The organism is Aeromonas sp. 9A, from assembly GCF_963900955.1.
Lineage (GTDB): Bacteria > Pseudomonadota > Gammaproteobacteria > Enterobacterales > Aeromonadaceae > Aeromonas > Aeromonas salmonicida.
Genome location: NZ_CAWRFG010000001.1, coordinates 2,173,065 through 2,197,211 on the forward strand (window position 1 = coordinate 2,173,065; position 24,147 = coordinate 2,197,211).

17 protein-coding genes, 3 tRNA genes and 1 pseudogene are annotated in these 24,147 nt (G+C 60.6%); 5 read left to right on the forward strand and 16 right to left on the reverse strand.

The genetic code is table 11. The features are described 5' to 3' along the window. Positions 1–174 precede the first annotated feature (174 nt). From AACX78_RS10235 to AACX78_RS10245, 3 genes are read right to left on the reverse strand one after another with little or no spacing between them, the layout of a single operon-like run. Complete coding sequence (locus AACX78_RS10235) at positions 175–1,242, reverse strand: lipocalin-like domain-containing protein (protein ID WP_201302826.1); 1,068 nt, start codon at positions 1,240–1,242, stop codon at positions 175–177. Beyond that, positions 1,239–3,683 carry an ABC transporter permease gene (locus tag AACX78_RS10240; protein WP_159166119.1) on the reverse strand — a complete coding sequence of 815 codons (2,445 nt, stop codon included), beginning with the start codon at positions 3,681–3,683 and terminating at the stop codon, positions 1,239–1,241. Before AACX78_RS10240 ends, AACX78_RS10235 begins: the two co-directional genes overlap by 4 nt. Positions 3,684–3,710: 27 nt before the next feature. Further along, entirely contained in the window at positions 3,711–4,391 is a 681-nt protein-coding gene (locus tag AACX78_RS10245) for an ABC transporter ATP-binding protein (RefSeq protein WP_099993713.1), read from the reverse strand. 197 nt (positions 4,392–4,588) lie between these two features. Here AACX78_RS10245 and AACX78_RS10250 point away from each other — a divergent pair, with 197 nt between their 5' ends. Together AACX78_RS10250 and nhaD are read left to right on the forward strand one after the other, a co-directional pair. Beyond that, positions 4,589–5,056, forward strand: a complete 468-nt coding sequence (locus AACX78_RS10250; protein WP_159166120.1) for a DUF4357 domain-containing protein — start codon at positions 4,589–4,591, stop codon at positions 5,054–5,056. A gap of 109 nt (positions 5,057–5,165) precedes the next feature. Then, positions 5,166–6,590, forward strand: a complete 1,425-nt coding sequence (nhaD, locus tag AACX78_RS10255; RefSeq protein ID WP_099993711.1) for a sodium:proton antiporter NhaD — start codon at positions 5,166–5,168, stop codon at positions 6,588–6,590. A gap of 101 nt (positions 6,591–6,691) precedes the next feature. On the opposite strand, the gene AACX78_RS10260 is transcribed toward nhaD, so the two are convergent. From AACX78_RS10260 to AACX78_RS10320, 13 genes are all read right to left on the reverse strand, one after another. Further along, the gene (locus AACX78_RS10260; RefSeq protein WP_017412350.1) at positions 6,692–7,894 is read right to left on the reverse strand and encodes a Bcr/CflA family multidrug efflux MFS transporter; all 1,203 of its coding nucleotides are present in this window, start codon (positions 7,892–7,894) and stop codon (positions 6,692–6,694) included. A 102-nt stretch (positions 7,895–7,996) separates the two neighbouring features. Further along, the gene (locus AACX78_RS10265) at positions 7,997–9,667 is read right to left on the reverse strand and encodes a 6-pyruvoyl-tetrahydropterin synthase-related protein (RefSeq protein WP_159166121.1); all 1,671 of its coding nucleotides are present in this window, start codon (positions 9,665–9,667) and stop codon (positions 7,997–7,999) included. A gap of 96 nt (positions 9,668–9,763) precedes the next feature. After that, complete coding sequence (locus AACX78_RS10270) at positions 9,764–11,038, reverse strand: hypothetical protein (RefSeq protein WP_159166122.1); 1,275 nt, start codon at positions 11,036–11,038, stop codon at positions 9,764–9,766. A gap of 106 nt (positions 11,039–11,144) precedes the next feature. Continuing rightward, positions 11,145–11,720, reverse strand: coding sequence for a hypothetical protein (locus tag AACX78_RS10275; protein ID WP_159166123.1), 576 nt, complete (start codon positions 11,718–11,720; stop codon positions 11,145–11,147). 34 nt (positions 11,721–11,754) lie between these two features. Then, the gene (locus AACX78_RS10280) at positions 11,755–13,179 is read right to left on the reverse strand and encodes an NAD(P)/FAD-dependent oxidoreductase (protein WP_159166124.1); all 1,425 of its coding nucleotides are present in this window, start codon (positions 13,177–13,179) and stop codon (positions 11,755–11,757) included. 89 nt (positions 13,180–13,268) lie between these two features. Further along, entirely contained in the window at positions 13,269–14,108 is an 840-nt protein-coding gene (locus AACX78_RS10285) for an FTR1 family iron permease (RefSeq protein ID WP_159166125.1), read from the reverse strand. After that, positions 14,108–17,128: a YncE family protein gene (locus tag AACX78_RS10290; protein ID WP_159166126.1), complete on the reverse strand. Its 3,021-nt coding sequence runs from the start codon at positions 17,126–17,128 to the stop codon at positions 14,108–14,110. The genes AACX78_RS10285 and AACX78_RS10290 overlap by 1 nt, the downstream gene beginning before the upstream one ends. 4 nt (positions 17,129–17,132) lie before the next feature. Then, the gene (locus AACX78_RS10295; RefSeq protein ID WP_159166127.1) at positions 17,133–17,582 is read right to left on the reverse strand and encodes a hypothetical protein; all 450 of its coding nucleotides are present in this window, start codon (positions 17,580–17,582) and stop codon (positions 17,133–17,135) included. 121 nt (positions 17,583–17,703) lie between these two features. After that, entirely contained in the window at positions 17,704–18,189 is a 486-nt protein-coding gene (locus tag AACX78_RS10300; protein ID WP_159166128.1) for a YqhA family protein, read from the reverse strand. A gap of 87 nt (positions 18,190–18,276) precedes the next feature. Continuing rightward, positions 18,277–19,269, reverse strand: coding sequence for a DUF2955 domain-containing protein (locus AACX78_RS10305; protein ID WP_159166129.1), 993 nt, complete (start codon positions 19,267–19,269; stop codon positions 18,277–18,279). Continuing rightward, on the reverse strand, positions 19,269–20,375 hold the full coding sequence (locus AACX78_RS10310; RefSeq protein ID WP_159166130.1) for an HlyD family secretion protein: 1,107 nt from the start codon (positions 20,373–20,375) through the stop codon (positions 19,269–19,271). The genes AACX78_RS10305 and AACX78_RS10310 overlap by 1 nt, the downstream gene beginning before the upstream one ends. A gap of 226 nt (positions 20,376–20,601) precedes the next feature. Next, positions 20,602–20,677, reverse strand: a tRNA-Asn gene (locus AACX78_RS10315). 2 nt (positions 20,678–20,679) lie between these two features. Then, positions 20,680–20,755 (reverse strand) — tRNA-Asn (locus AACX78_RS10320). 568 nt (positions 20,756–21,323) lie between these two features. On the opposite strand from AACX78_RS10320, the gene dauA reads away from it, so the two are divergent. The 3 genes and pseudogenes from dauA to hcp1 all read left to right on the forward strand — a co-directional run. Then, positions 21,324–23,060, forward strand: coding sequence for a C4-dicarboxylic acid transporter DauA (gene dauA, locus AACX78_RS10325; RefSeq protein ID WP_159166131.1), 1,737 nt, complete (start codon positions 21,324–21,326; stop codon positions 23,058–23,060). A 274-nt stretch (positions 23,061–23,334) separates the two neighbouring features. Continuing rightward, positions 23,335–23,422, forward strand: a tRNA-Ser gene (locus tag AACX78_RS10330). A gap of 585 nt (positions 23,423–24,007) precedes the next feature. Continuing rightward, positions 24,008–24,147: pseudogene (hcp1, locus tag AACX78_RS10335) on the forward strand (type VI secretion system effector Hcp1); the annotation flags it as partial.

The window sequence follows — 24,147 nt, forward strand, 5'->3', positions numbered from 1 at the left end:
GCATAGCGCAGCCGAGGTGATGACCGACCGAAGTGTTTTATGTTCCACCCCGTGTTTACCCCGGCCATGCCGGGGTCTTTTTGCTGGAATGAAAACCTGCGTCGGTGAGAACAGGACGTTGTTAATGCGCAACCGTATGGGGGGATTGGGTGTGAGCATTCGCAGCCATTGCGCTCAATACCCCGTCATCTCCAGATACCCCAGCCCCTTTGCATCCCCTGATACCATCACGGCCCCCTCCCAGTAGTCAAAGCGCCCTGTCATGGCCTGATTGGGTTGGCGGGCACGAATGGTGAGGTTCATATCGGCGGCGCTCAGTTGCCACTCGACGGGATAGGCTTGGCCCTTGGGGCCGCGCCAGGTTTTGCCGGGCACAAGGCGAATGCTGTCGGGGGAGAGCACTTTGCTGCTGCCGTCCTGTTCAATCAGGATGCCGTAGCGGTTCTCCGGTTCGGGACGACCTTCCTTGGTGCGCAGGCGAAACAGCATCAGCTCGCGGCCATCGCTTAATTGCAGCGAGAACCAGTCCCAGCCTGACTGCCAGTCGGCCAATACCGAGCTGCTCCACTCGTGATCAAACCAGCCCTGACCCGTGACCTTGCGCGCCTCGCCATCGAGGGTCAAAGTGCCGGTAAGCGTCAAGCGCGGGTAGGAGTAGTAAAACGAGGCGTTGCCCGGGCTCTTCTCGCTGTAACCCTGTATGCCCTGCAAGACCACAGGCTTGGCGGCATCGACCTTGAGGTTCAGCTCGCCAATCTTGCTCTGCACCTTGAGGGTGGCGGGAAAGAGTGGCTTCCCCTGTGAGGCAAGCCCCCATTCCCTGAGCCAATACTCGCCGCCGCTGGCACCCGCGAGCCCGGGGCCCTGGCGGCTGGTGCGCTCATCCTGTTGGTGGCTGCCTTTGCCGAGGTCAGTGATGGCAAACTGGGCCAGCCAGAGCTGGGGAGTGAGCCAGGGGTTGTCCGTTTTAATCTGCTGTTCAATACCTTGGCGAAACAGGGTCCACTGCATGCCATATTCGCGCCCCTGCTCATCCTTGAGGTTGCCGGTGAGATACCACCACTCGGAGCGGTAGTCGGGGTGGGCAGCGTGATCGGCGGGCAGCGTGATGGATTGGCCCGGCAGAGCCTTTTTGAACTGATCGCTGCGGCCACCGAGGATGGTGCCCAGATCGTTGGCCCAGGCCGCCCCGCCATACAGGGTGCAGGTGAGCAGCAGTAGCCAGGCATTGCGTTTTTTCATACCAGTTTCCTTGCGGCAAACCAGGATGCGAGCGCCGCGCACACAGGGGCCAGCAACAGGGCCGTGACGGCATGCAAGGGGGCGGCCTCGAAGGCGAGACGCCAGCCAAAGGCGCGGGGGTTGACCACCTCGATCAGCACCCAGGCCAGCCCATAGCCTACCGGCAGCGCCAGCAGCGCGGTAAGCAGCCCCAGGCCCGCACCTTGCCACACCAGCAGGCGGCGACAATGACGCGGGCTCAACCCCAGACTCTGCAAGGTCTGCAACTCGCTGCGCCTTGCCAGCCCCAGCACCATGAAGGCCGAGCCTATGCCGACGAAGGCGATGCCCAGGATCAGCAGTTTAAGCAACTCGGTAACCACAAAGGTCTGGTCGAACACCTTGAGGGCGGCGGCGTGAATGGCAGGGGCCGCCAGCAGGTTGACCCTCTCGCCAAAACGGGTGCGCAGGCTGTCGGCCAGCTGTTCCGGCGTTTTGCTAAAGAGGGCGAGGGATTGCACTGGGCCATCTTCGAAGGCGTGCAGAACTTGTCCCTTGTCGCTGCCGTAATCCTGATAGACGCCGGTGACGGTGAGCTCCCTTGGGCCCTGTTCGCTGGTGATGCTGAGCGTCTGGCCCACCCTGACTCCGAGTCGCACCGTCAGGGGTTCGCTTGCCAGCACCTCGTCTGGGGTTGCGGGCCAGCGACCGGTCAGCAGGGGATAGGCCGCCTTGAGGGGCGGGATAAAATCCATCTGTGCCCACTCAATGGGGTGTCCCTGCCAGCGGGCGGGCTGCACAGAACGCCGCGAGGCTTGCTCTACGGCGGGGTTGGCGAGAATGGCATCCAGGGTGACCTGGTTCAGTATGCCCCTGCTGCCGGCCGCGCCCTTGGGGGCGGTGACATAGAGATCGGCGGCCAGACGCTGGTCCAGCCAAATCTCCACGCTCGAGCGAAAGCTCGATACCATGACGCCTATGCCGATGGCTGCGGCGATGGCCAGTTGCAGTGCCATGACGGCGATGGCGGTGCGATCCAGATGATATTGGGTCTCGGCCACCGCCAGTTGGGCGGTCAGGCTGCTGCGCCTGTGCTGGCGACCCATGCGCTTACGCAACTGACCCAGCACCCAGCGCAGGGCATCCGGCAGCCAGAGCGCCATGGCCAGCAGCCAGCCACCGGCGATAAACAGGGCACCTGGCAACCCTGTCCGGGGCAGGGCGAGGCATAGGGCGCACAGGAGCAGGATGGCGATGGCGAGCCAGCGCCGACGCCACGGATGGGTGGCAGGGCGGCTGTTGCTCTCACGAAGCGCAAGGGGGGACTGGCGCAGCAGTTGCCACCAGCCGGGCAGGTTGGCGGCCAGCGTCCCGCCAAGGCCAATCAGCAGTGCCTTGAACAGGCTGATGGGGGAGAGGCGCAGCAGGTCGATGGGATTGGGGCCATAAAGGTCGGCCAGCGCCTGGGTCAGTTGTCCCATGAGGGTGAGGGCCAGGAGGCTGCCGAGCAGCAGTCCGAGCAGGGTGCCCAGAGTGGCGAGAAGGAGCAGCTCCAGTACCAGCCAGTGCAGGACCCGGCGAGGCGGCAGCCCCAGAATGATCAGCTGGGCCAGCTGGGGGCGACGCACGCTCTGTACAAAGCGCTGGGCGTTGAACACCAGAAACAGTCCCACCGCCATGGCGAGCAGAGAGAGGGCGGTGAGGTTGAGCGCCAGCGCATCGCCGAGCTGGCTGGCATCGAGCGCCGGGCTGATGGGCTCGAGCCAGAGCGGCTGATGGGGGAGATAGGCTTGCAGGGTCGCTTGCAGGGCGCGGGCCTCGGCGTCACTGAGCTTGAAGACGATGCGATCCAGCCTTCCCGCCTTGCCCAGCATGTGTTGGGCCAGACCTATGTCGGTCACCAGCAGCCGCTCCATGGGCACGGCGCCGGGCTCGAAGGTGCCCGCGAGCGTCAGGATCAGCGGGCGATCACCCTCGCCACCGCCGCTCAGCACAAAGGTGCGGGACTGCCCCGGCAGCCAGCCTAGCCGTTTGGCCTCCGGCGTCGCCAGCCAGACGCTGTCTGCCTGGTTCAGGGAGAAAGAGGGGGCTTCTTCTTTACTCACGCTGGCAAACAGCTGGCTCAGGGGGCCGGGATTGAAGAGATCCATCCCCAGCAACTGGACGCTGCGACCCTGCTCATCTTTGAGCCAGGCGTGCAGCTGCGGCATGGCATTGAGGCTTGGTTGGCTGCGTACCAGTTTGACGTAAAGCTGCTCATCCAGGCCGCCGCTCGGGGCCAGTCGATAGTTGGCATCTCCCGCCAGCTGGGTGCGGGCGGCGACGAAGTTGGTGCTGGCGCTGTGGTTGAGCAGGTCAATGGCCACCACCAGCGAGACTCCCAGCATGAGCCCGGTCAGACTCATCAGCAGCAGCCAGGGATGCCAGCGATAGAGGCGTAGCAGCGCCTTCAGCGGCAGCATAAGGCGGCCTCGCGATCACGGCTGGCCTCACTCATGGTGCGCCCCCTTGAGCTCAATCAGCTGGCCACCTTCGAGGCGAAGCACTCTGTCTGCCAGGGCGCCATAGGCCGGATTGTGGCTCACCAGCAACAGACCCGCGCCGGTTTCACGCACCGCTTCCATCATCAGTGCCATCACCTGCTCGGCGTTGTGCTCATCGAGGCTCCCTGTGGGTTCGTCGGCCAAGAGCCAGCGGGGCTTGTGAATGAGGGCGCGGGCCAGGGCCACCCGCTGGCGCTGGCCGCCGGAAAGTTGCTCCGGCCAGGCGTGGCGCTTGTGGACGAGATCGAGCCTTTTCAGCAAATCGTCAATCTCTGTCTCATGGCGTGGCAGGCCGTTGATCGACAGGGGCAGGCAGAGGTTCTCCTCCACTGTCAGGGTCGGCAGCAAGTTGAAATCCTGATAGACGATGCCAAAATGCCGGCCGCGCAGGCGTGCCCGTTCATCCGGGGACTGGGTGTCGAGCCGGGTTTCCCCCAGCCAGATCTCCCCTTCATCCGGGGGGAGCAGGCCTGCTATCAGGTTGAGCAGGGTCGACTTGCCACAGCCGCTCTGCCCCAGCAGCAAGCTTGTCTCGCCAGCGGTGAGAGTGAGGTCCAGACTGTGGAACAGCGGCAGGCGTTCGCTGCCGTTATCAAAGCTCTTGCAGAGGTTGTGCAGGGTCAGCATGGGATAACCGCTTGATGGTCAATGGCTTTCATCATGTCATCTACGCTACCACGGCCGGGAATGATCAACACGCCTTGCAACTGATCAAGAGCGCCAGTTAGTGATCACCCCAGCAAAAGAGGTGAGGATCCTCGCTGGATCCCGCTTGGCAGAGGTGGTTAGAATAGGAGCTTCCATGGGTCACAGGATGAGCAAGGATGTTACACAAGCAAGTCAGTTTTATCATCGATAGCAAGGGCAACAAGCAGGCTGCCGTCGTCCCCATCGAGATTTATAACGAGCTGATGACCCTTCAAAAGGCGCTCTCCGACAACAAGCCGGGGGAGCGCGAGCTCTACCACTTCAACGGCAAGGGTGCCGAAGCTCACGGTTATCCTGTGGGCAAGCGGCAAAATCCCGGCTTCATGGTGCTGGCGGGCTCCACCGCCAATGGCGAGGATGCGGCCTCCCTGCGTGAAGCCGTGATCGAACTGCGCCAGGAACTGCTGGGCAAGGGGATCCTCACCCCGCGCAGTGAAGGGAGGTTTGTGTTCACCGCCGATCAGCTGTTCAACAGCCCGAGCCTGGCCGCCAGTCTGGTGGCTGGCAACAACCGCAGTGGCCTGGATGCCTGGCAAAACAGCGCTGGCTACACCCTCAAGCTGTCGGGCTTTGGCAAGAAATAACCCTTTTGCCTCGACCATGCATTAATTGATAATTCATTGACCTGGATGAACTTTTGTTTTCATCCAGGTGCTAGCATCCCAGCCAGATGGTTCTATAAGGAAGAGGCCCATGTCTGTGCTAACCCGCTTTGCCGTATTGTTGTCCCTGTTCATCTCTCCTGCCCAGGCCAGTAGCGGCCCGATCCCGTTAACCCTTTCCACTATCGGCCTGTTTTGCGTGGGCCTGTTCGTATTGGCCTATGCGCTGGTGATGGCCGAAGAGTATCTGCAACTGCGCAAGTCAAAACCCGTGCTGGTGGCTGCCGGCGTGATCTGGATCCTGATCGGCATTGCCTATGCGCAAAATGGCATGAGCCCGGCCGCAGAGCAGGCATTTCGCCATACCTTGCTCGAATATGCCGAGCTGATGCTGTTTCTGCTGGTGGCGATGACCTACATCAACGCCATGGAAGACAGAAATCTGTTCGATGCGCTCAGGGCCTGGCTGATCCGGTCCGGCTTTCAGTTGCGAACCCTGTTCTGGCTGACGGGCGGGCTGGCATTTTGCATCTCGCCGGTGGCCGACAACCTCACCACAGCGCTTTTGATGTGCGCCGTTGTGCTGAAAGTCGCCAACGGGGATCGACGCTTCATCAATCTTGCCTGCATCAATATCGTGATTGCGGCCAATGCCGGCGGCGCCTTCAGCCCCTTTGGCGACATCACCACCCTGATGGTGTGGCAGGCTGGCAAGGTGCAATTTAGCCAGTTCTTTGCCCTGTTCATTCCGTCCCTGCTCAATTTTCTGGTGCCCGCCCTGCTGATGAGTCTGATGGTGCCTCGCCATGTGCCTGAGGCGGCCAGTGAAGCGGTGGAGCTGAAACGGGGGGCCCGCCGCATAGTGCTGCTGTTCCTGCTGACCATCACCACGGCTGTGCTCTGCCACAGTTTCCTCCATCTGCCCCCTGTCCTCGGCATGATGCTGGGTCTGGGATATCTGCAATTTTTCGGCTTCTATCTGCGCAAGTCACTGCCGCTCTCCCTGGCGCGCAAGCGGGCACTCTATGAGCGCACCGGGGATCATGAACGGCTGCGCAGCCTTGGATCCATTGTGCCATTTGATGTCTTCAACAAGGTGGCCAAGGCGGAGTGGGACACACTGCTGTTCTTCTATGGCGTCGTCATGTGCGTGGGGGGGCTGGGGTTCATGGGCTATCTGGAGCTGGTCTCACACTTGCTGTATGACGGTGGCAACCCGACGATGGCGAACATCTTTATCGGTATCCTGTCAGCCATTGTCGACAACATTCCTGTGATGTTTGCCGTGCTGTCGATGGATCCTGACATGGTGCAGGGGCAGTGGTTGCTGGTGACCCTGACCGCCGGTGTGGGGGGCAGCCTGCTCTCCATCGGCTCTGCGGCCGGGGTCGCCCTGATGGGGCAGGCCCACGGTATGTATACCTTCTTTAGCCATCTCAAATGGTTACCGGCCATCCTGCTCGGCTATCTGGTGAGCATAGGTGCGCATCTCTGGCTCAATAGCGCCCTGTTCTGATATACGCAGGGTGCTAGGCCTGACCCCAGGCTGACCCTTGATGCAAAAAAGCCCTGTCATGCAGACAGGGCTTTTTCAGGATCAGAGTGAGGCGCAGGTCATCAGGCCACAGCAGAGCGCTTGCCGGTCAGCAGCCAGTAACTGATGGCAGAGCCAAAGCCGCAGCCGGCGATGGCGATGGCCATGGGCAGCGGGGATTGTGGTGGGTCTAGGTTGACCAGGATGCCGACCACGGCGCCTATGCCAAAACGCAGGGTGCCGGCCAGCGCGGAGGCCGTGCCCGCCGATTGGGGAAAGTGCCCCATCAGGCCCGTCATGGCGTTGGCTCCCACCAGACTGATGTGACCGACGAACAGCACTACGGGGATGACGATGCCCCACAGGCCGCCGGTCTGGCTCCAGGCGTTGTAGATGAGCAGGGCGCCGGCACAGGGCAGCATCAGCAGCCCGTATTGCAGCATGCGCTCGGCGCCCACCCCCTTCACCAACCGGCTGTTGACGAAGGTGACCAGCATCATCAGCAGAATATTGAGGCCGAACAACCAGCCGTAGTGCTCGGTCGGCACCTTGAAATATTCGATGTAGACGTAAGGGGATGCGCTGATAAAGGCAAACATGCCGGAGCTCGACAGGGATCCGCACAGCACATAACCCATGGCCCCGCGATGGGAGAGCACACTCCAGTAGTTCTTCAGGATTTGGCCCAGCTTGAGCGGTTGTCTGTGCTCAGGCTTCAGGGTCTCCTGAATTTTCCACTGCATCACCACGCAGACCAGCAGGCTGATCCCCACCAGCAGCCAGAAGATCACCCGCCAGTCGCTGTGGGCGCTGATGTAGCCGCCGATCACGGGGGCGACCAGGGGTGCCAGTGTCATCACCAGGATGACGAACGACATGGCGCGGGAAAATGCATCCTTTTCAAACAGATCACGCAGCAGTGCATTGACCACCACCGAGCCCGCCGCCCCGCCTGCCGCTTGCAGCATCCGATAAGCTAGCAGTTCGGGCAGGGAGTCTGCCATGGCGCAGCCCACAGAGGCGATGGCAAACATGGTGAGCCCCGCCAGGATGACCGGTTTGCGGCCATAGCTGTCTGCCAGCGGGCCGTAAAACAGCTGGCCGATGGCAAAGCCACCGAGGAAGGCACTGATGGTGAGCTGGGCCCCGTCTATGCTGGTGGCCAGATCCCGGGCGATGGCCGGAATGGCGGGCAGGTACATGTCGACCGCCAGCGGGGTCAGGCCCGCCAGGGCGCCAAGCAGGATAAACAGAAAGCGGGGAGAGAGGGGTAAGGGTTGGGGCATAGGATGTCCGATCGTGAGCAAGTTCGCGTGAAATAAGGTAACAGGGGTGAGTCTATCAGTTTTGGCGGACTTGGGCAGGACTATGCCCAAGCCCGCCCCCCGTCACGCTATCACCCGTGTCCGGGTCACACGCTTTTTGGGTTTTTTGGCCCCCAGGCAGGCGAGCACCAGCCAGCAGAGCCAGCCGAACAGGGAGATCCCAATCCCCCACTGCTCTGGCCAGCGTGCTGCCAGCTTGAGAGTGAGGGTGTGCTGACCCGCCGGTATCCAGACCTGCAATAGTCCCTGCCGGTTTGCACTGACCTCGAGTGTCAGCGAATCATCCAGTCTGGCCTGCCAGCCGGGGTAGTCATATTGGTGCAGTATGAGCTTGGTGGGCTGCTGCGCCTTCACGTCCAGCTCCAGCCATCTGGGTTGCCAGCGAATGATCTTCCACTCAGCGCCTGGCTGCTCTGTGGTGACTGGGGGTTGAAACTCCCCTTTCCAGGCGAGCAAGGTCGGAGTGAACTGCCCTCTGGGCACCTGATTGGGGCGATATTCCTGGGCACTGCGCTTGCTGTCGAATTCGCTCTCAATCATGTCCTTGCGCGGTGCCTGGATGAGAGGGGAGTAAGCCACATAGGCAAGGCTGGAGACGAGCGTGACCAGCAGCAGGCCCCACCAGACCCATTGCCAGGACCGGTCGACAGGGGTGCCCAGCGCCACTACGGCCACAGTGGCCAGGGCCAGGATCAGGTTGCACCGCCAGGGAAATTGCACCCGTTGCAACGGTGGCAGCAGATGCCAGATGGGCTCGCTCAGGGGCAGCATCATGAGAAAGGAGACTGTCCCTATGATCCCCCACATCAATAATTCGGGATGACGTGGCTCCCGGGTCGCCGCCCAGGCGACCAGCAGCAGCCCCATGGTCAGCATGCTTTGCCAGGCCAGGTGGCCGCGAAAGCGCCAGTCACCCCAGCCAGAGGGCAAACGGTCGAGAAAGTTGCGTCTGAAGTCGAACATGCCGCCCCGCATCAACTCCATGGAGATGGCGCCTTGATCCAGCAGGGCGGGCAGCAGCAGGATAGCGGCCATGACCAGCCCCAGCACTTGGGCCATTGCCACTAGCTGGATCGGAAACAGGATGCGGGATCGCCAGGCTTGCAGCAGGGCGCGCAGTGTGATCAGCCCCATCATCAACAGCAGGCTGGGAAGGTGAGAAAACGCCAGCAATGCCAGCGCCAGAGTCAGCAAGGGGAGTCCCTTGCGACTGCGCTGGTTGGCGAGATCTTGTCCCAGCAAGATCAGGGGAGCCCAGACGAAAGCCCAGAATTCGGCCAGGGCAAAGCGGGCATAGAGATCCATGCCCAGATGATAAGGCAAGGCGAGATAGAGCAGGGTGGCGGCCAGGGCCCGCAAGGGGGAGGCAAAACTGCGCAGCCAGAGATAGGCAAAGAGGCCGGATAGCAGCAAGGCCAGACTGGCGCTCCAGAGCAGGGGCGTGATGGCGTCATACAGGGGGGCCTGGGGGCCGGCAAATAGGGCGCTGACATAGTAGGGCAAGGGGGGATAAAAGAAGAAGGTGGGGCTGCCAAAGCCGCCATTCATGGCCATCAACCAGCGTGGGTAGATCTCCCCCTGCCACAGTTGTTGTGCAAAATAGTGGCCGGAAAGCAGATGATGAAACAGGTCATGCCCCTGGCTTCCCCCCTGTAACCAGAGTGGCAATAGCAAGGCTCCGCTGGCCAGTATCAGTGCCAGGGGGATGAGAAACCACTCGCTTGATCTCTTCATGGATAGACTCACTTGTCACGGATGCGCAGTGAGTGTAGCCGACCGGGGCGCCAGAGCCGCTAGTCAAATGGTCGCCAAAGTGCGTTGCACTGCCAACTAAGGGTAAAAGTAGGCGGGTATCCCGAGCCAGATACCTGGCTCAGCATGAAAGCGAGGTGAAAACCAGAGCAGCTGGTTTGGTGTCGGCATGTCGCCGGTGGCGATGGGGCGTCGGCTGAGGCGGCAGGCCCCCTGTGCCAGTGCGAGTCGTGCATCCCCCCGATACCAGCCATCGGTGACGGCCAGGGCAGTGGTCTCTCGCAGCAGACGTACCCCCCACTGAGTCACCAGCGCAGGACACGCTTTCTCTGCCACTCTGGCCGCCTGCACCATGGCGGGTGGACGGGGCAGGGTGAAGGTCGCCGCGAGCAGCAGCAAGCCGGCCACCACAGCCAGCCACTCACCACGGCGCGGCAGCCAGCCTGCCAGCAGAACTATGCCGAGCAGGGTGATGGGCGCCAGATGGCGGGGATTGTCGGGATTCTGGCCAAACAGTGTCCAGATCAGCAGGACGAGCCAGTAGAGCGTCCAGAGCGGGGAGAGAGCAGTGGCTTGACCTTTTGATCTTGGCCAGCGCGGTAGCACCAGCAAGGCTCCGACAGCCAGTGGCCAGAGCGGGGTGAGCTGATCGTTGAAGGTGTGCGCCCAGCTCAGCAGCCGATCGCCGTGGGCCGCCGCCGTGTTGCCCCACAGGGTAAAGTGGCCGTCGGTAAAGCGCCGCCCCTCGCTGAAATAGGCCCAGCCATCGGCCTGCCAGACAAAGAGCAGGCTGGTGAGCCCCACCAGCGCGATGGGGAGCACAAACCTGACGCGTGTTCCCTGCTGCGCCAGCCCGAGCCAAAGGGGCAGCAGGGCCAGCACAAAATAGGAGGGGCGCAGCGCCAGCAACAAGCCAAACATGAGGCCGGCCAGCGCTATCTTTCGATACTGCAAGGCCAAGAGAGCCCCGAGCCATGCGGCGAGCGCCGGCCCATCCGAGAGGCCGGAGAGGGCGAGCGTCGGGGTGAGCGGCAGGGCCAGCACCAGCAGCCAGACTGGGGCGAGCAGGCTTGGCCGTTGCCACAGCCTGACCGCCAACAGTGCAGCCAGTGGCGCCAGCAAGCTGGTGCCGAGCAGGCTTGCCCACTGCACCGCGCGGGCTGGATCGTCTACCAGCAGATTGACAAGACGCGCCAGCCAGATAAAGGCGGGGTAGCCCGGAAAGTGGGGGGAGAACTCCAGCACGCTGAAACGTGTTACCCCGTGGGCGAAATTGAGGGCATCGTCGGAATCCAGGGCTATAGGAAAGGCAAAGAGCCAGCCCATCCAGACCCCTTGCAGCAGGATCAGCAAGTAGGGTCGATTAGCGAAGCGTAATCGGCCGTGGTGACACCCCCCTTTTCCCCTTGCGGGAGAAGGGCCGGGGATGAGGGGGGCCGTCGTCATCAATGAGAGGCCATCAAAGCGGCGCCAGCACGGCCATCAGCGCTTTTTCTGCATCGCTAAAGGCGGCGCCATCGGCGGTCTTGGCGCCCACCCCGAATACCCCCGGGTTACCGATGGCATCGAGCACCTTGGCCAGCGCCTGTTCGGCGGCCTTGCGATCCCCTTCACTGAGTGAGGGGAGGATCAAGTCGAGGAAGCGCTTGCTCTTGACTACCAGCACCTTGGCGGTTTGGTAGTCGCCAAGATTCTGGCTGGCCCCTTCGAGGCGGCGCTCAATCTCCGCTTTATAGGCGCGGTTGAGCAGGGCGGCGGTGGCGGCAGCATCTTTGGCCTTGATGGCGGCGGCCAGCGGCGCTTGCAGATCCATCTTGTGGTGCTCTTCCAGATAGGTCAGCTCGTCGGCAATCTCGCTCAAGGTGGCGCTGGCATCTTTGCCGTCAGTGGCGGCGCCGAGCAGCGCCTCACGGGCATCGATCAGCGGCTCCTTACCTGCTGCGGCATAGGAATAAGCCTGTGCTTGTTCGCTGAGGGTCAGTCCGCTGAGGGTCAGCAGCAGGGTGAGGGCGAGTAAACCCGGGCGTATGGTCATCCTGTTCTCCTTACTTATGCCAATGGCGCGGCACTCAGGCCACGCTCTGGGTTTCAATCACGGTATTTTCGTTGCGATGGTTAAAGATTGCGTGGCGTCTGTCCACCCCGTCGATCACCATGTCGGCGGCCATCATCCCCATCTCCATGGCGGTGTCGGTGAAGATGTAGCGGAATGTCCCCTGACGGCCGGTCATGATGAGGTTGCCAATCGGCATCAGCGCCTGAATGGCCGCGTCGCGGCGTGCCTGATAGCCGAGATCCATCAGCGGATAGGCGTATTCGCTGCGGGCTTCGAAGGTCTCATCGCCAAGTTTGGCAGTATCGACGCCGAGGCTTGCGAGATCGGCGGTGACCCGGCCGCGCAAGTCGGCGAGCGGCGCCTGCCAGGTGGCATCCCCCGGATTGCAGGGGATCTCCAGCATCACCGAGGTCTGGCCTTCTGGCGCCATAAAGGGGCTGCGGCGGCGCGGCTCCTGCAGGCGGGTGGCCAGAATATGGGGGTCGGAGAGGTACTGCCAGGTGTTGTCCGACAGGTTCTCCTGTTTGAGCGGCATATTGACGAAGCGCAAGGATCGGTAGTGGAGATCGCACGGCAAGCCCAGATGCTGACAGGTGAGTGGCAGCGGCAGGGTGGAGATCACCTGATCAAACGCTTCGCTCTGCTCAATGTTATCTTGTGACCAATAAACCCGTTCAATGCGGCCATCAGCCTGCTCAAGGCGAGTGATGGTGGCGCCGGTTTTGAGCAAGGCCCCCTCAGCCACCAGCCGCTCCCCCAGGGTCGCGAAGATCTGGCCGAAGCCATACTTTGGATAACGATACTTGCGGGCATAGGTGCGTACCGAGAGGTTGCCGTTGCGTCTTGGCAGCAGGCGGCGCGCCACGTCTTTGAGATCGATGAGGCTGATGCGTTGACCGGCCCAGTCTGCGGAAAGTTTGTCCGGGTTGATGCCCCACAGCTTAGCCGTGTAGCCCTCGAAGAACTGGCGGTAGAGGGTGCGACCGAAGTGGCTCTGGATCCACTCGGCAAAGCTCGCCTTGGCGAAATCGGTGGGCTTCTTGGCAAAAGGCAGCAGCAGCAAGTCTTTCACCGCACCGGCCATCAGCGGCAGCGGGGCTGTCTTGATCAGGTTGGTCAGATTGAGGGGGTAGTCATAGGTGCGCCCGCCAAAGCGGATCACGCTCTTGCGATCGGCGTGGAGCAGGTCGTCACCCATCAGCTCGTCGATAAAGGCGAGCAGCTCGGGGTTCTTGGTGATAAAGCGGTGGCCACCGTAGTCGAAGCGATACTCTCCATCGCGCCCCTTGAAGGTCTGGGTGGCGCACATGCCGCCGACGACCGGCTCCTGCTCGAACAGGGTGACTGCAAAACCGGCGCGGCGCAGGCGCCAGGCGGCCATCAAACCGGCAGGACCGGCACCCAGTACCGCAATGTGCTTCTTGTTGTTATCGCTCATGACCTATTCCGAAACTGCTTGATAGATAAGGGAATCGCGCCAGGGCGCGGCCCCCGAATAGTGTTGTTGCCGAGAGTGGCGAAACTCTTTTATCCCTTAGCGGGCGCGGCGTTGACCTGTGGGCGATAGCTGCGCTGCCAGAGGGTAACGAAGATCGCCAGATAGAGGGCCCAGGTCAGCAGCTGCAGGCCGGCCGGTGAGGCATTGTAGCCAAACAGGGCACGCAGGAAGGTACCAAATACCCCCTGATCGTCGAGAATGTGGCTGATGTTGAATACCGGCGTGGTCCAGAAGGTGATGATGTCCGCTGCCTGCAGCATGTTGACGGCAGAGGAGAGCAAACCTGCGGCTATGATGATGATCAGCAGCCCGGTCCAGCGGAAGAAGGGGGCCAGCGCCACCTTGCGGGTGGAGCGCAGCAGCCCCCACACCAGCGCGATGGAGACCAGCAGCCCTGCCAGTGCGCCCATCAGGCCGGATTGCAGATCCACCCCTTGGCCGGAGTAGAGCAGGGCTGAGAAGAAGAGCACGGTTTCAAACCCTTCGCGCATCACCGCCAGGAAGGCGAGCAGCACCAGACCAAACAGGTTGCCGCCATCGATAGCCGCATCAATGCGCGCCGTCATGGCCCCCATCTGGGATTTGGCCTGCTTTTGCATCCAGATCGCCATATAGGTGAGCACCAGGGTGGCAAACATCAGGATCCCCGCCATCAAGAGGTGGTTGTAACGCTCGCTCTCGAACTGGCTCACCACCACCTGGAACAGGAAGGCGACGACCAGGGAAGCTATAAGGCCAAGCCCCACCCCCAGATAGATGAACTTGTTGTAGCGGCTCGCCCCCAGCTTGGCGAGGTAGGAGAGGCAGATGCCGACCAGCAGGAAGGCTTCCAGCCCCTCGCGCAGGGTAATGAGAAAACTTGCAAACATCAGGTTTGAGGCTCCGTAGCGGGCGTGACGGGAAGAGGCTGCAAGGTGAGTTGCAGCCGATTAAGTTGTAGCCGAGCGAGCAGCACTATGGGTGGCTCCGGCAAGCTTGGCTCGGCGGCGCGCACCGCATCATTGACCCACTTGGGGTAGGTGCGGAAATTGAGTTTGATATCGGTCTTGAAGGGCCCTTGGGCATCCGCTGGCAGCGGCCAGGCTTCATCGCGCCAGCCATCGGCCGGAATGCGGGTATCTTCCAAGAGCTTGGCGTAGCGCCAGAATTTGAGCCCCACCGGCTTGCCCTCGGCATCGCCGAATACTTTGCGAAACAGTCGCGCATCCTCAGGGACGGCGCCATCCACCGGCTGGCCGCTGGCAAGCACCACCTTGCCGGTGGCGTCAGTGACGGTCAGCTCCAGCCAGAGTTCGCGGAAATCGGCCACCCCGGTGGGCAGGGCGTGGCCTGCGCCGGTATTGGCGACCCGCACCACCAGTTGCTGGCTATCGGCAGCCCCTTCGATGCGGGCGGAGAGCGTCGCGCTGGATCGCAGCAGGGCCAGACTCTCCTGCTCTAGCGTTGCACTCCTCAGCCCCACCAGCTGGTGCTGGGCGCCGGTAAAGTTGTGGCGATAGAGCCGCGCCTTCATGGTGCCGTTTTCGGTGGACTGGCCCGCGACCGGCGCGCCGCCATTGCCCGGCTCCGGGTTCATATGGCAGTCGATGCAGGTACGCCGCTTGGCAGGATCCTCCGCGTTTGCGAAGCTGGATTTTTCCCACTCGTCCCAGGTGTTGACGATATTGGCGCCTGTGCCCGGGGCAAACTCGTTGTGGCACGACTTGCACAGGGCCGCGTCGCGGTAGAAATCCTTCTGATAGGAGGCCTTGTGCATGGCGGGGCGGGCGTTGATCTGCCGCTCGGCCAGCCAGTGGCGGGCGCTACCCCCCGGGGCATCCTCAAACACATAGCTCTCGCGGTCTTTCAAATTCACCGTAAAGGCGCTGTTGCCGCCTGCATCTTCCACTTTGGTGATGCGATGGCAGAGCACACAGCCAGTCCCTTCCTCAACCACAGGTTCACCCGCCTTGTGGGCGGCAATCAGCGAGGCGCCGCCCTGCTCGAACATGTGGGAGCCCTTGGGCAGTTCCATCTGGCCGGTCATCACCTGCTGGGGCATGTGGCAGCCCTGACACCACTGGCCGAACGCTTCCCCTTCGGTTTCGCGGGCCAGCGCTTGCACCACCTTGTAATAGGGATGGGAGTTGCCCATCAGCCTGTGGTTGCTCTCGCTCCAGTCCTTGAACGCTTGGCTGTGGCAGTTCTGGCAGGAGGCGGAGTTGAGCCACTCTTTCGGGTGAGTGGTCGGCGCCTTGGCAGGATCCGTGCGCGGGGCATCGAGCCGCAGCCAGTTGGCGAGATAGGGGAGGTTGCCATCAGCGGTGACGAAGGCGTGCAAGTCTTCCATCATCGCTTTCACTTCCGGTTGTGGCCTGGCGGGGTCAACCACCTCGGCGCCATCGCGGGTGTCATGGCCCATGCCGCCCTGGGTCTGCTGGGTCATGCGCAGGTATTCGCCGACAAAATCCCCCGCCACCATGTTGGTGAGGTTGGCGTGGCCGTTGATGGCGTTGTCGCCGCTCTTCTGGCGATGGGCCGCCATCAGATGGCGGTTGGTGAAGTTGAACCCATCCAGATGGCAGGAGTTGCAGCTCATCCAGTTGTCCCCCGCCATGGGGAAGCGTGCATTGGCGGCGGTATTGCCTAGATTGAACAGCCGCTCGCCGCGCTTGAGCGGTTCGGGGCGGGGGTCCGTCTCCACCAGCTTGGCGAAGTGGGGCACATCGACGGTGACTCGGGCGAAGGGGCCGCTGCCGCCGCTATTGAGGCGGGTAAGATCCTGCCCCATGGCGTTGTGCACCAGAATGTGGTCGCCGTCTACAAACAAGTCCCGCGGATTCTGGCCCGGCAGGTGACGCAAGAGCTGGGTCGCCTTGGCGCCCCCCTGAAACTTCTTGCGTCTGTGACGATTGCTGTTGGATTTGCCGCTGCGCGACAGGTCAAACACCAACAAGTCTTCCGAGCCTGCCAGGGTCAGATAGACCCGCTTGCCATCGGCGGCGAAGCGCGCGGCAAACGGGTTGGAGACGATCTGGCTGCGGTTGCCGACGCTGGGCAGGTTGATCTGCAAGAAGAGCTGCTTTCTTTCATCGACCCGCTCTTTCTCTTCATCCAGATCGATGATGGAGACCGCCGGGAAGACGGTGCTCTGAAACTGGAAGGGGTGATCGAAGCTCCACAGCTCGTGGGGCAGCCAGGCTTCGCTGCCATCGGGGGAGAGGGCGATGCCATCGAGCAGGCGCGGCAGTCCCTGAGAGTCGCTTGGCGTGTCGCTGTGGGTCTCGGCCAGGGTGATGAGCTTGGGCTTGGGCAGGGTTGTTTCGGGCAGGGAGGAGCCCTTGGCGCTGTTGCCAAGCTTGGCGAGATCATAGATGGCGAGCTGGCCGGTCATGGCGTGGGTGAGCAGCAGGCGATCATCGTCGGTCAGGGCCAGCCCGCGCGGGGTCTCGGCGGTTTTGGTATCCAGCTGGAGGTTGCCCGCTGTGTCGTAGGCCTGCAGGCGGCCTGCCTCGAACAGCGTGACCCAGAACCACTGCCGCTTGGGATCGAAGATGACGCCGTAGGGTCTATGGCCGGTGGGGATCGTCCTTTCCAGGTCGAGATCATCATCCAGCAGCAGCAGGCGATCGCCGCTGTAATCGGTGACCAGCAGGGTGCCGTCGCCTGCGTGGGCAAGCTGGCGCAGATCGCCCCCCAGCTGCACCTCTTTCATTCGCTTGCCGCTATCGCGTTCAAGCAGGGTAACCGAGCCTGCGCTCAGGTTGGCGGTGACGAGGCGAGGGCTCTGCCCCTCCTCATAGGCGAGCATCCCGGCGCCCATCTGCTGGGAAAACGCAAAGGGGCTGACCAGCAGCAGGAGGAGGGCCAGCAGGGGTGACAAAAATGCACAGAACGATGACTTCAACATGGGATCAGGCGCACCATTTCAAGATGGTCCAGCGCCAGGCGTGGCGCAGCACCAGAGGAGTTAACGCCAACGCGCTTAGCCAGTGGGCCCAGCTGGCGAGGCTGCCCATGCTGTCCCCCGGGGTGCCGTGCAGCACCAGCAGCAGGCCGCTGGCCAGACACACCAGCAGCAAGGCCTCGATAATCCGCCCCGTGGTGCGCAAAAAGGGCTTGTTGCTGCGGTTCAACAGGCTGCGATGAGAGAGCCAGAAGGCGCCAAACAGCAGGGGAAAGAGGGTGAGCGAGAGCATCACATGGAGAAACAGATTCCAGCGAGCCAGGAACCAGAGCGGGGTCAGCGGCTCCCACAGCAGCAGGCCGGAGAAGAACATCAGATAGAGGGAGCCCTCGGCGGCCTGATGGTGATAGGCCAGCCACTGCCAGCAGTGTCGGGGTGAGAGAGAAAGGCTTGTCATAGGTGCTCCAGCGCCCGGGCAGTGCAGCCCGGGGGGGCAAGTTTACAATGGGGTAAAGGTAATGAAAAGAGTTATCAATTCTGGTCTTGATGAATCAATCCTGAATGAAAACAAGGGCTGGCTATTTGTGTTCCGCCAACCTTTCTGTGATTGCATAGATAAGCGCTGCTGCAGAGAAGGCCAAAAAGACGATGACTGACCACTTCATCTCCACTTCATTGCCTGTGCCATCGTCCAGAAAGGCCTTGAGCACCTCGATCCCCGCTATGGTCACCAGGGAGTTGATGACGATGAGCTTCAGGGAGGCGAAGTTGATCTTGCTGAGCCAGTTGTTGCCGAGCGCCTCGCGCTGCTCCTGAGTCTGAATAAACTGCACATAGCCGCAGATGGCCACTAGGATCAGCATCTGCGCCACCAGTACGAAGTCCACCAGAGTCAGCACCCCTGTGATGAGGTCAAGATAATGGATGTCGATGATGTCGCGGCACAGCGTATAGAGCTGCATGGCAAACTTCACCATCAAGAGCGCCACGCACACCAGAATGCACACGTAAAAGGGAAACATCATCAATCGGCTGCCATTGAGCATTAAGTTGAAACGGCGCATAGAAACTCCTGAATCGAGTGGGGGTCGCAAAGGGCAAAGCATGTCTCTACCCTCTGACAATAAACGGTCTGGACAAGATGATGTCGCTCAAGCAGGACATGACTTATCGGTTGATGTGGTCAATAGATGCACAACCAGGGTGCAATAGAGGACGACCAGCAACAGCGTCGCGAGTCGATCCCATACCAGGTGCAGCCCTTGCTGATATTGGGGCAAGGCTGTTCCCAGCAAAGTGATGTAAACCGTCATTGCAGTTTGCACCACCACTTTGGGCCAGGCTGCCGCCAATCGTCCCGCCAGCCAGATGCTGCCGGCGAGCGCCAGCAGTGACAGGATCAGGGGAGACTGGCTGATGTAGGCCAGCAGGATCACCGGGGTGGCCAAGGCCGCCGCCAGCAAGTTGGCCTGCAGCAGTGGTTTGCTGTTCATTCGTGTCAGATGGGGGTCGCTGGCGCGCAGCAGGTTGGCAATCGTGGCCCCGATCAAGATGGCACTGCTGTCTTGCAGCCAGATGGCGATGCCGATGGCCAGCAACAGAGCGGCGCTCTTTCCCAGGATCAGCATCACCCTTTCATCACCGCGCATGGCGGTCAGAGGCGTTAGCGGAGGCGAAGACCGAGGCCAGATGGCAAAGGCCAGCAGACACCATAAATAGGCGATCGGAAAGGCTTTTCCCATCAACACGGGGAGTGCCAGGATCAGCGATGGCTGGCTTTGTACCAGCACCATCGTCATCGACGACACGATCAGCACCAGCAATCCGGGCAGATCGTCAGGGTTCTTGCCAAGGCGGGCAAAGGCCAGTACCACAACCGCAGCCATGGCGAGCCAGAAAGCGACGGGATTGGTGCCGACCACATGTGCAAGAAAACAGATGAGCGCGGTACAGCCGACGATCAGAGCCAGCATTCTCACTACCATCATCAGCGGCAGGCGCGTCGGACTCAGCATCAGCATGATGACGATGAACATGGGGATCAGAAAGGGCAAGGCCTGACCCATGCCCAGGCTAACCGCCAGTGCCGCCATGGGAATGACGCCAAGACGCAGGCTGCATTGCCACCACGCTTTGTTCATCATCAGGCAATATAGGTCAGCAGGCTGACAACACGGATCCAGCCGGCGGCAATCGTATCCATTATGCCCACCTTGTTGAGATAGAAAATGACGGTTGCCTGGGAGCCATAGCGCAACCCGCGGGGGAGTGCCTCATCCAGTACCAGGCTCACTGGAAACTGGCGCGCACTGGGACTGTTTTGTGGTGCCGTGAGCAGGCCGGTGGTCTGGTCTGTGGTGGTATTGCCAGCACTGCCCCACCCCAGGGTATCGAGGTGAGCTTTGAAGACGCGGCCGGGGAGTACATCGAAGACCACTTCGGCCTTGATGCCCGGTCGCAGGTATTCCAACGAGTTCTCGGGCAACATACAGCTGATCCAGACCGCCGAGGTATCGATGAAGGTCATTGCCGGACTTCCCACGGCGGCATACTGGCCTGGTGCCAGCTGTATGTTGGTAATGGCCCCCTTGTTGGGCGCTTTGACCGTGGTGCGAATGAGATCGAGTCTGGCTTTGGCCAGGGCGGCCATCGCTTCTTTCAGCTTGGGATTTTCATTGCCGGCAGGCCCGAGGCTCTGTTCTGCACGGCGCAACTCTGCCTGTGCGGCCGCCAGGGAGGCCATGGCTTGCTGCAAGGTTGCCGTCGCCTGATCCCGCTGCGCGATCGACATGACCCCTCGTTTGGCCAGCTCGACCACCCTGGCGGCATTGTCGGCAGCGTTATCCTTGGCCGATTTGGCCTGTACCACCTTGGCTTGGGCGGTTTGCACCGCGGCAGTGTCAGCCCCGATCGATTGCCCGACTGCCGCCACATGGGCTTCTGCCTGGGCGACGGCAATCAGATAGGGCTCCTGGTTGATTTGAAACAGCGGCATACCGGCGGAAACCTGCTGATTGTCACTGACTTCCACCGCAGTCACCCGTCCGGCCACCTCGGGGGCCAGGCGGATCAAAAAGGCCTGCACCGTACCCTGACTGCCCATCGGGGTCAGGCGTTGAGCAAACAGCACATAGACCAAGACGATCAAGGCCAGCATGACTAATTGCAGCGTAAGACGCCGGACGGGATCTTTTGGCTGCTTGGTGGCTTGAGCAGGCACAGCTTCTTTTTGCATCGCATCCTCAGACATGCCAAGGGATCCTTTTAACGGTGTGAACAGCGGCGGTAATTGTGATAATGAATATCCGGCAGAGGCAAGCAAAAAAGCAAGGGTGGTGTCATGAAAGGGCACGGAAGAAGGGGATGCCGACACCCGAGCTGAGGCCGTTCGGTGAAAGTACAAGCCACTGTAGCCTGTATGGCAGCTTCGAACGTTGGATACGAAAAAGCCCAGCCAAAGGCTGGGCTTTCGAATGTGGCTCCCTCGACAGGACTTGAACCTGTGACATACGGATTAACAGTCCGCCGTTCTACCGACTGAACTACGAGGGAATTGGCTCCTCCTACTGGACTTGAACCAGTGACATACGGATTAACAGTCCGCCGTTCTACCGACTGAACTAAGGAGGAATTGCCTGTCTCGTTGAGACGGTGCGGATATTAATAGCCTGTCGGCCGGGTGTCAACCCGCGATCCGGCGCAAAAAATGGAATTTCGCCCTGTTTGTCCAAAACTTGGTCATTGTGGACTATTTTCAGCACAATAAGCAGCTTGAGATTGGCCTTTTGCTGCCACGTTATCAATTTTTGCGCTGGTGGCGGATTGCGTTCTGGCTGCTCAGTGATGGCCAACCATCCCTGTCCGTTCAATAAAAATGGGGTGGGTGAATGGAAGGTCCCATGCCTCATACAACGCCTCTATGGGGAAAGAAGAGTCTGCCGCGGGCCGTGTGCATTTGGTTAGCAGGCGAAGTGAAAAATCTGCGTACTGGTGATAAAAATCGGCGATATGCCAGCAACAAACCGCTATTTTGCGGTGTAATGGTCATTCATTGATCCTGCCCATCGAAATATTTCCTCGGCTGGAGTATGGTTGCCCCGGATACCATCGCCGTGTCGACAGTTCTGCCGGCCCTTGATGATGATCGGGCGCCGGTTCAATCCGGCCTTTATCTCCCTCTTCTGGTATTACGACATACATGCACAACCAAGCTCCCTTGCAAAGCGTGAAGCTGGCCATTGCTTTACGCCAATCCTGTATTGATGAACCCTATAGCATCCCTCGCTTTGGCCGTGACCTGATCGCCGGCGTCACGGTCGGCATCATCGCCATTCCGCTGGCCATGGCGCTGGCGATTGCCAGCGGCGTGCCACCGCAACATGGTCTCTATACCGCCATCATCGCAGGTATCGTCATTGCCGTGACCGGTGGATCCCGTTTCTCCGTGTCGGGGCCGACCGCCGCCTTCGTGGTGATCCTCTACCCGGTGGCCCAGCAATTCGGGGTCGGTGGCCTGCTGATGGCGACCCTGATCTCCGGCTTCTTTCTGGTCGCCATGGGGATGGCCCGACTTGGGCGCCTGATTGAGTACATTCCGCCGTCAGTGACCCTGGGCTTTACCGGCGGGATCGCCATCGTGATAGCCACCTTGCAGATCAAGGACTTCTTCGGGCTCCAGGTGCCCGATATGCCGGAAAATTACATAGGCAAAGTAGAGGCGCTGGTACATGCCCTGCCAAGCTGGCAATGGGGTGACACGCTGGTCGGGATTACTACTTTGGCCGTGCTATTGCTCTGGCCACGGCTGCGCTTGCCGGTGCCCGGTCACTTGCCCGCCGTGCTGGTGGGTGTGGGGCTGGGGTTTGGTCTGCACTACTTTGGTGTCGATGTGGCCACCATTGGCAGCAAGTTCAGTTATACCCTGGCCGATGGCACACGAGGCGTGGGGATCCCGCCCATAGCGCCGACTCTGGTAATGCCCTGGGCACTGCCGGGGCCGGATGGTTCACCGGTCGAATGGAACCTGGCGGCCATCGAGCGCTTGCTGCCGGCGGCGTTTTCCATGGCCATGCTGGGGGCCATTGAGTCGCTGCTCTGCGCCGTGGTGCTCGATGGCATGACGGGTCGCAAGCACAGCTCCAATGCCGAGCTGGTGGGGCAGGGGTTGGGCAACATATTGGCGCCTTTCTTCGGTGGTATCACGGCAACGGCGGCCATTGCCCGTTCCGCGGCCAACGTACGGGCGGGTGCCACCTCGCCGGTTTCCAGCATAGTGCATGCGCTTGTGGTACTGGCCGCCATTCTGGTGCTGGCACCCTGGCTCTCCTGGTTGCCGCTCTCGGCCATGGCTGCGCTGTTGCTGATCGTGGCCTGGAACATGAGTGAGGCACACAAGGTGGTGGAGCTTGTGCGTCGCGCCCCCAAATCCGATGTGCTGGTGTTGGTGGTGTGTTTGTCGCTGACCGTCATCTTCGACATGGTCATTGCCATTACCTTCGGGGTGATCCTGGCGTCGCTGTTGTTCATGCGTGAAATTGCCAAGATGACCAAGCTGCACGATTTGGCCGATCACAAGCGCTATGCCGACGAAGTGCCGACGAATGCCTTGCTCTACAAGATCAACGGCCCGCTGTTTTTTGCGGCAGCAGAGCGTGTCTTTGGCGAGCTGGTGGCTCAGGTTCAGGGGCACAAGCTGCTGGTATTGCAGATGGAGGCTGTCTCCATCCTGGATGCCGGGGGACTCTCTGCTTTCCTGCAGTTTGAAAAGCAGATGGCCAAGGCCGGAGTAGAGCTGCGGGTTGCCGAGTTGCAGTTTCAGCCGTTGAAGACACTGGCGCGTGCCAAGGTGCGCCCTGTGCCGGGTCAGTTGGAGTTTTATGGCTCTCTGGAAGAGGCATTGAAAGGTGAGCAGAGTCACGAACCGGCCGCCAGTTGATGGTATGGGATGCAGAGGTGGAAAGATTTTGCGCAGTTGGCTCGGTTCTTGAGCAAACAGATTGAAAACCGCAAAATTGCATTGACCCCAACACAATGCATCCCTTACATTACGCCCCGTCGCTACGGCATGGCCCGCAAGCGATGGTGCAACTCAGGCACCTGAAAATGTGAGAGAAATTCTGGTGTGGTGTCTGCAAGGCTGCCCGCCGACGAAGTTGGCAAGAAAGCACGCATGGCGTGATCCGAAAGCCACTTCAACGAAGTGAAAATTTGGTGAGGTGTCCGAGTGGCTGAAGGAGCACGCCTGGAAAGTGTGTATACGGCAACGTATCGAGGGTTCGAATCCCTCCCTCACCGCCAAATAAAAGAAAAGGGCCTGTCGCAAGACAGGCCCTTTTCTTTATGCCCGTTTGACGGACTGCCAGGTTCGAACGTGATATGTGTACAGATCTCGTTATCACTGACATGCAGCAAACCCCCAGGCAATCTGATTGTCCGGGGGGTGTATTTTTCCATGGCAGCCATTCGACCTCATATCGGTTCAGCTCTTCACTCAACCTCTTCATTACTCTGATCGCATCGGGTGATCTGGCCGTCATCATTGCCAGAACCTTGTTCGTATGCGTCATCAGTGGATTCCCTCCGCTACTGCTCTCCTAATTGATAACTCAGTGGGAAGCTCAGCCACAAGACGCTGTCACTTGCCTAGCGGGGTTAAGTGTCATTATGAGCAAAGCATTGCTTTAAATTTGGTTTTAAATGCTGGGTGTGCAACTTTTGGTAGTGTTATATGCCGGCTGCGCAACTTGTTGCGCTCTTTTGGGGAGGATTTAGAACTGAGTTTTTAGTAAGCATTTGTTTTTTATAAATAAAAATGTTTGGCATGGTCACTGCTAATGGTTTCGGTCGAGTGTCATTACCGTTCAACCAATCAGGAGCATACACATGCCAACTCCATGTTATATCAGCATCGAAGGTAAAACCCAGGGCAACATCACCGCGAGTGCCTTCACCTCCGATTCCGTCGGCAACATCTTCGTGCAGGGCCACGAAGACGAGATGCTGGTACAAGAGTTCCAACACGT

Coding starts and splice junctions, on each gene's coding strand:
- AACX78_RS10235 (WP_201302826.1), bottom strand. CDS start 1,242: ATGAAAAAACGCAATGCCTGGCTACTGCTGCTCACCTGCACCCTGTAT.
- AACX78_RS10240 (WP_159166119.1), bottom strand. CDS start 3,683: ATGCTGCCGCTGAAGGCGCTGCTACGCCTCTATCGCTGGCATCCCTGG.
- AACX78_RS10245 (WP_099993713.1), bottom strand. CDS start 4,391: ATGCTGACCCTGCACAACCTCTGCAAGAGCTTTGATAACGGCAGCGAA.
- AACX78_RS10250 (WP_159166120.1), top strand. CDS start 4,589: ATGTTACACAAGCAAGTCAGTTTTATCATCGATAGCAAGGGCAACAAG.
- nhaD (WP_099993711.1), top strand. CDS start 5,166: ATGTCTGTGCTAACCCGCTTTGCCGTATTGTTGTCCCTGTTCATCTCT.
- AACX78_RS10260 (WP_017412350.1), bottom strand. CDS start 7,894: ATGCCCCAACCCTTACCCCTCTCTCCCCGCTTTCTGTTTATCCTGCTT.
- AACX78_RS10265 (WP_159166121.1), bottom strand. CDS start 9,667: ATGAAGAGATCAAGCGAGTGGTTTCTCATCCCCCTGGCACTGATACTG.
- AACX78_RS10275 (WP_159166123.1), bottom strand. CDS start 11,720: ATGACCATACGCCCGGGTTTACTCGCCCTCACCCTGCTGCTGACCCTC.
- AACX78_RS10280 (WP_159166124.1), bottom strand. CDS start 13,179: ATGAGCGATAACAACAAGAAGCACATTGCGGTACTGGGTGCCGGTCCT.
- AACX78_RS10285 (WP_159166125.1), bottom strand. CDS start 14,108: ATGTTTGCAAGTTTTCTCATTACCCTGCGCGAGGGGCTGGAAGCCTTC.
- AACX78_RS10290 (WP_159166126.1), bottom strand. CDS start 17,128: ATGTTGAAGTCATCGTTCTGTGCATTTTTGTCACCCCTGCTGGCCCTC.
- AACX78_RS10295 (WP_159166127.1), bottom strand. CDS start 17,582: ATGACAAGCCTTTCTCTCTCACCCCGACACTGCTGGCAGTGGCTGGCC.
- AACX78_RS10300 (WP_159166128.1), bottom strand. CDS start 18,189: ATGCGCCGTTTCAACTTAATGCTCAATGGCAGCCGATTGATGATGTTT.
- AACX78_RS10305 (WP_159166129.1), bottom strand. CDS start 19,269: ATGATGAACAAAGCGTGGTGGCAATGCAGCCTGCGTCTTGGCGTCATT.
- AACX78_RS10310 (WP_159166130.1), bottom strand. CDS start 20,375: ATGTCTGAGGATGCGATGCAAAAAGAAGCTGTGCCTGCTCAAGCCACC.
- dauA (WP_159166131.1), top strand. CDS start 21,324: ATGCACAACCAAGCTCCCTTGCAAAGCGTGAAGCTGGCCATTGCTTTA.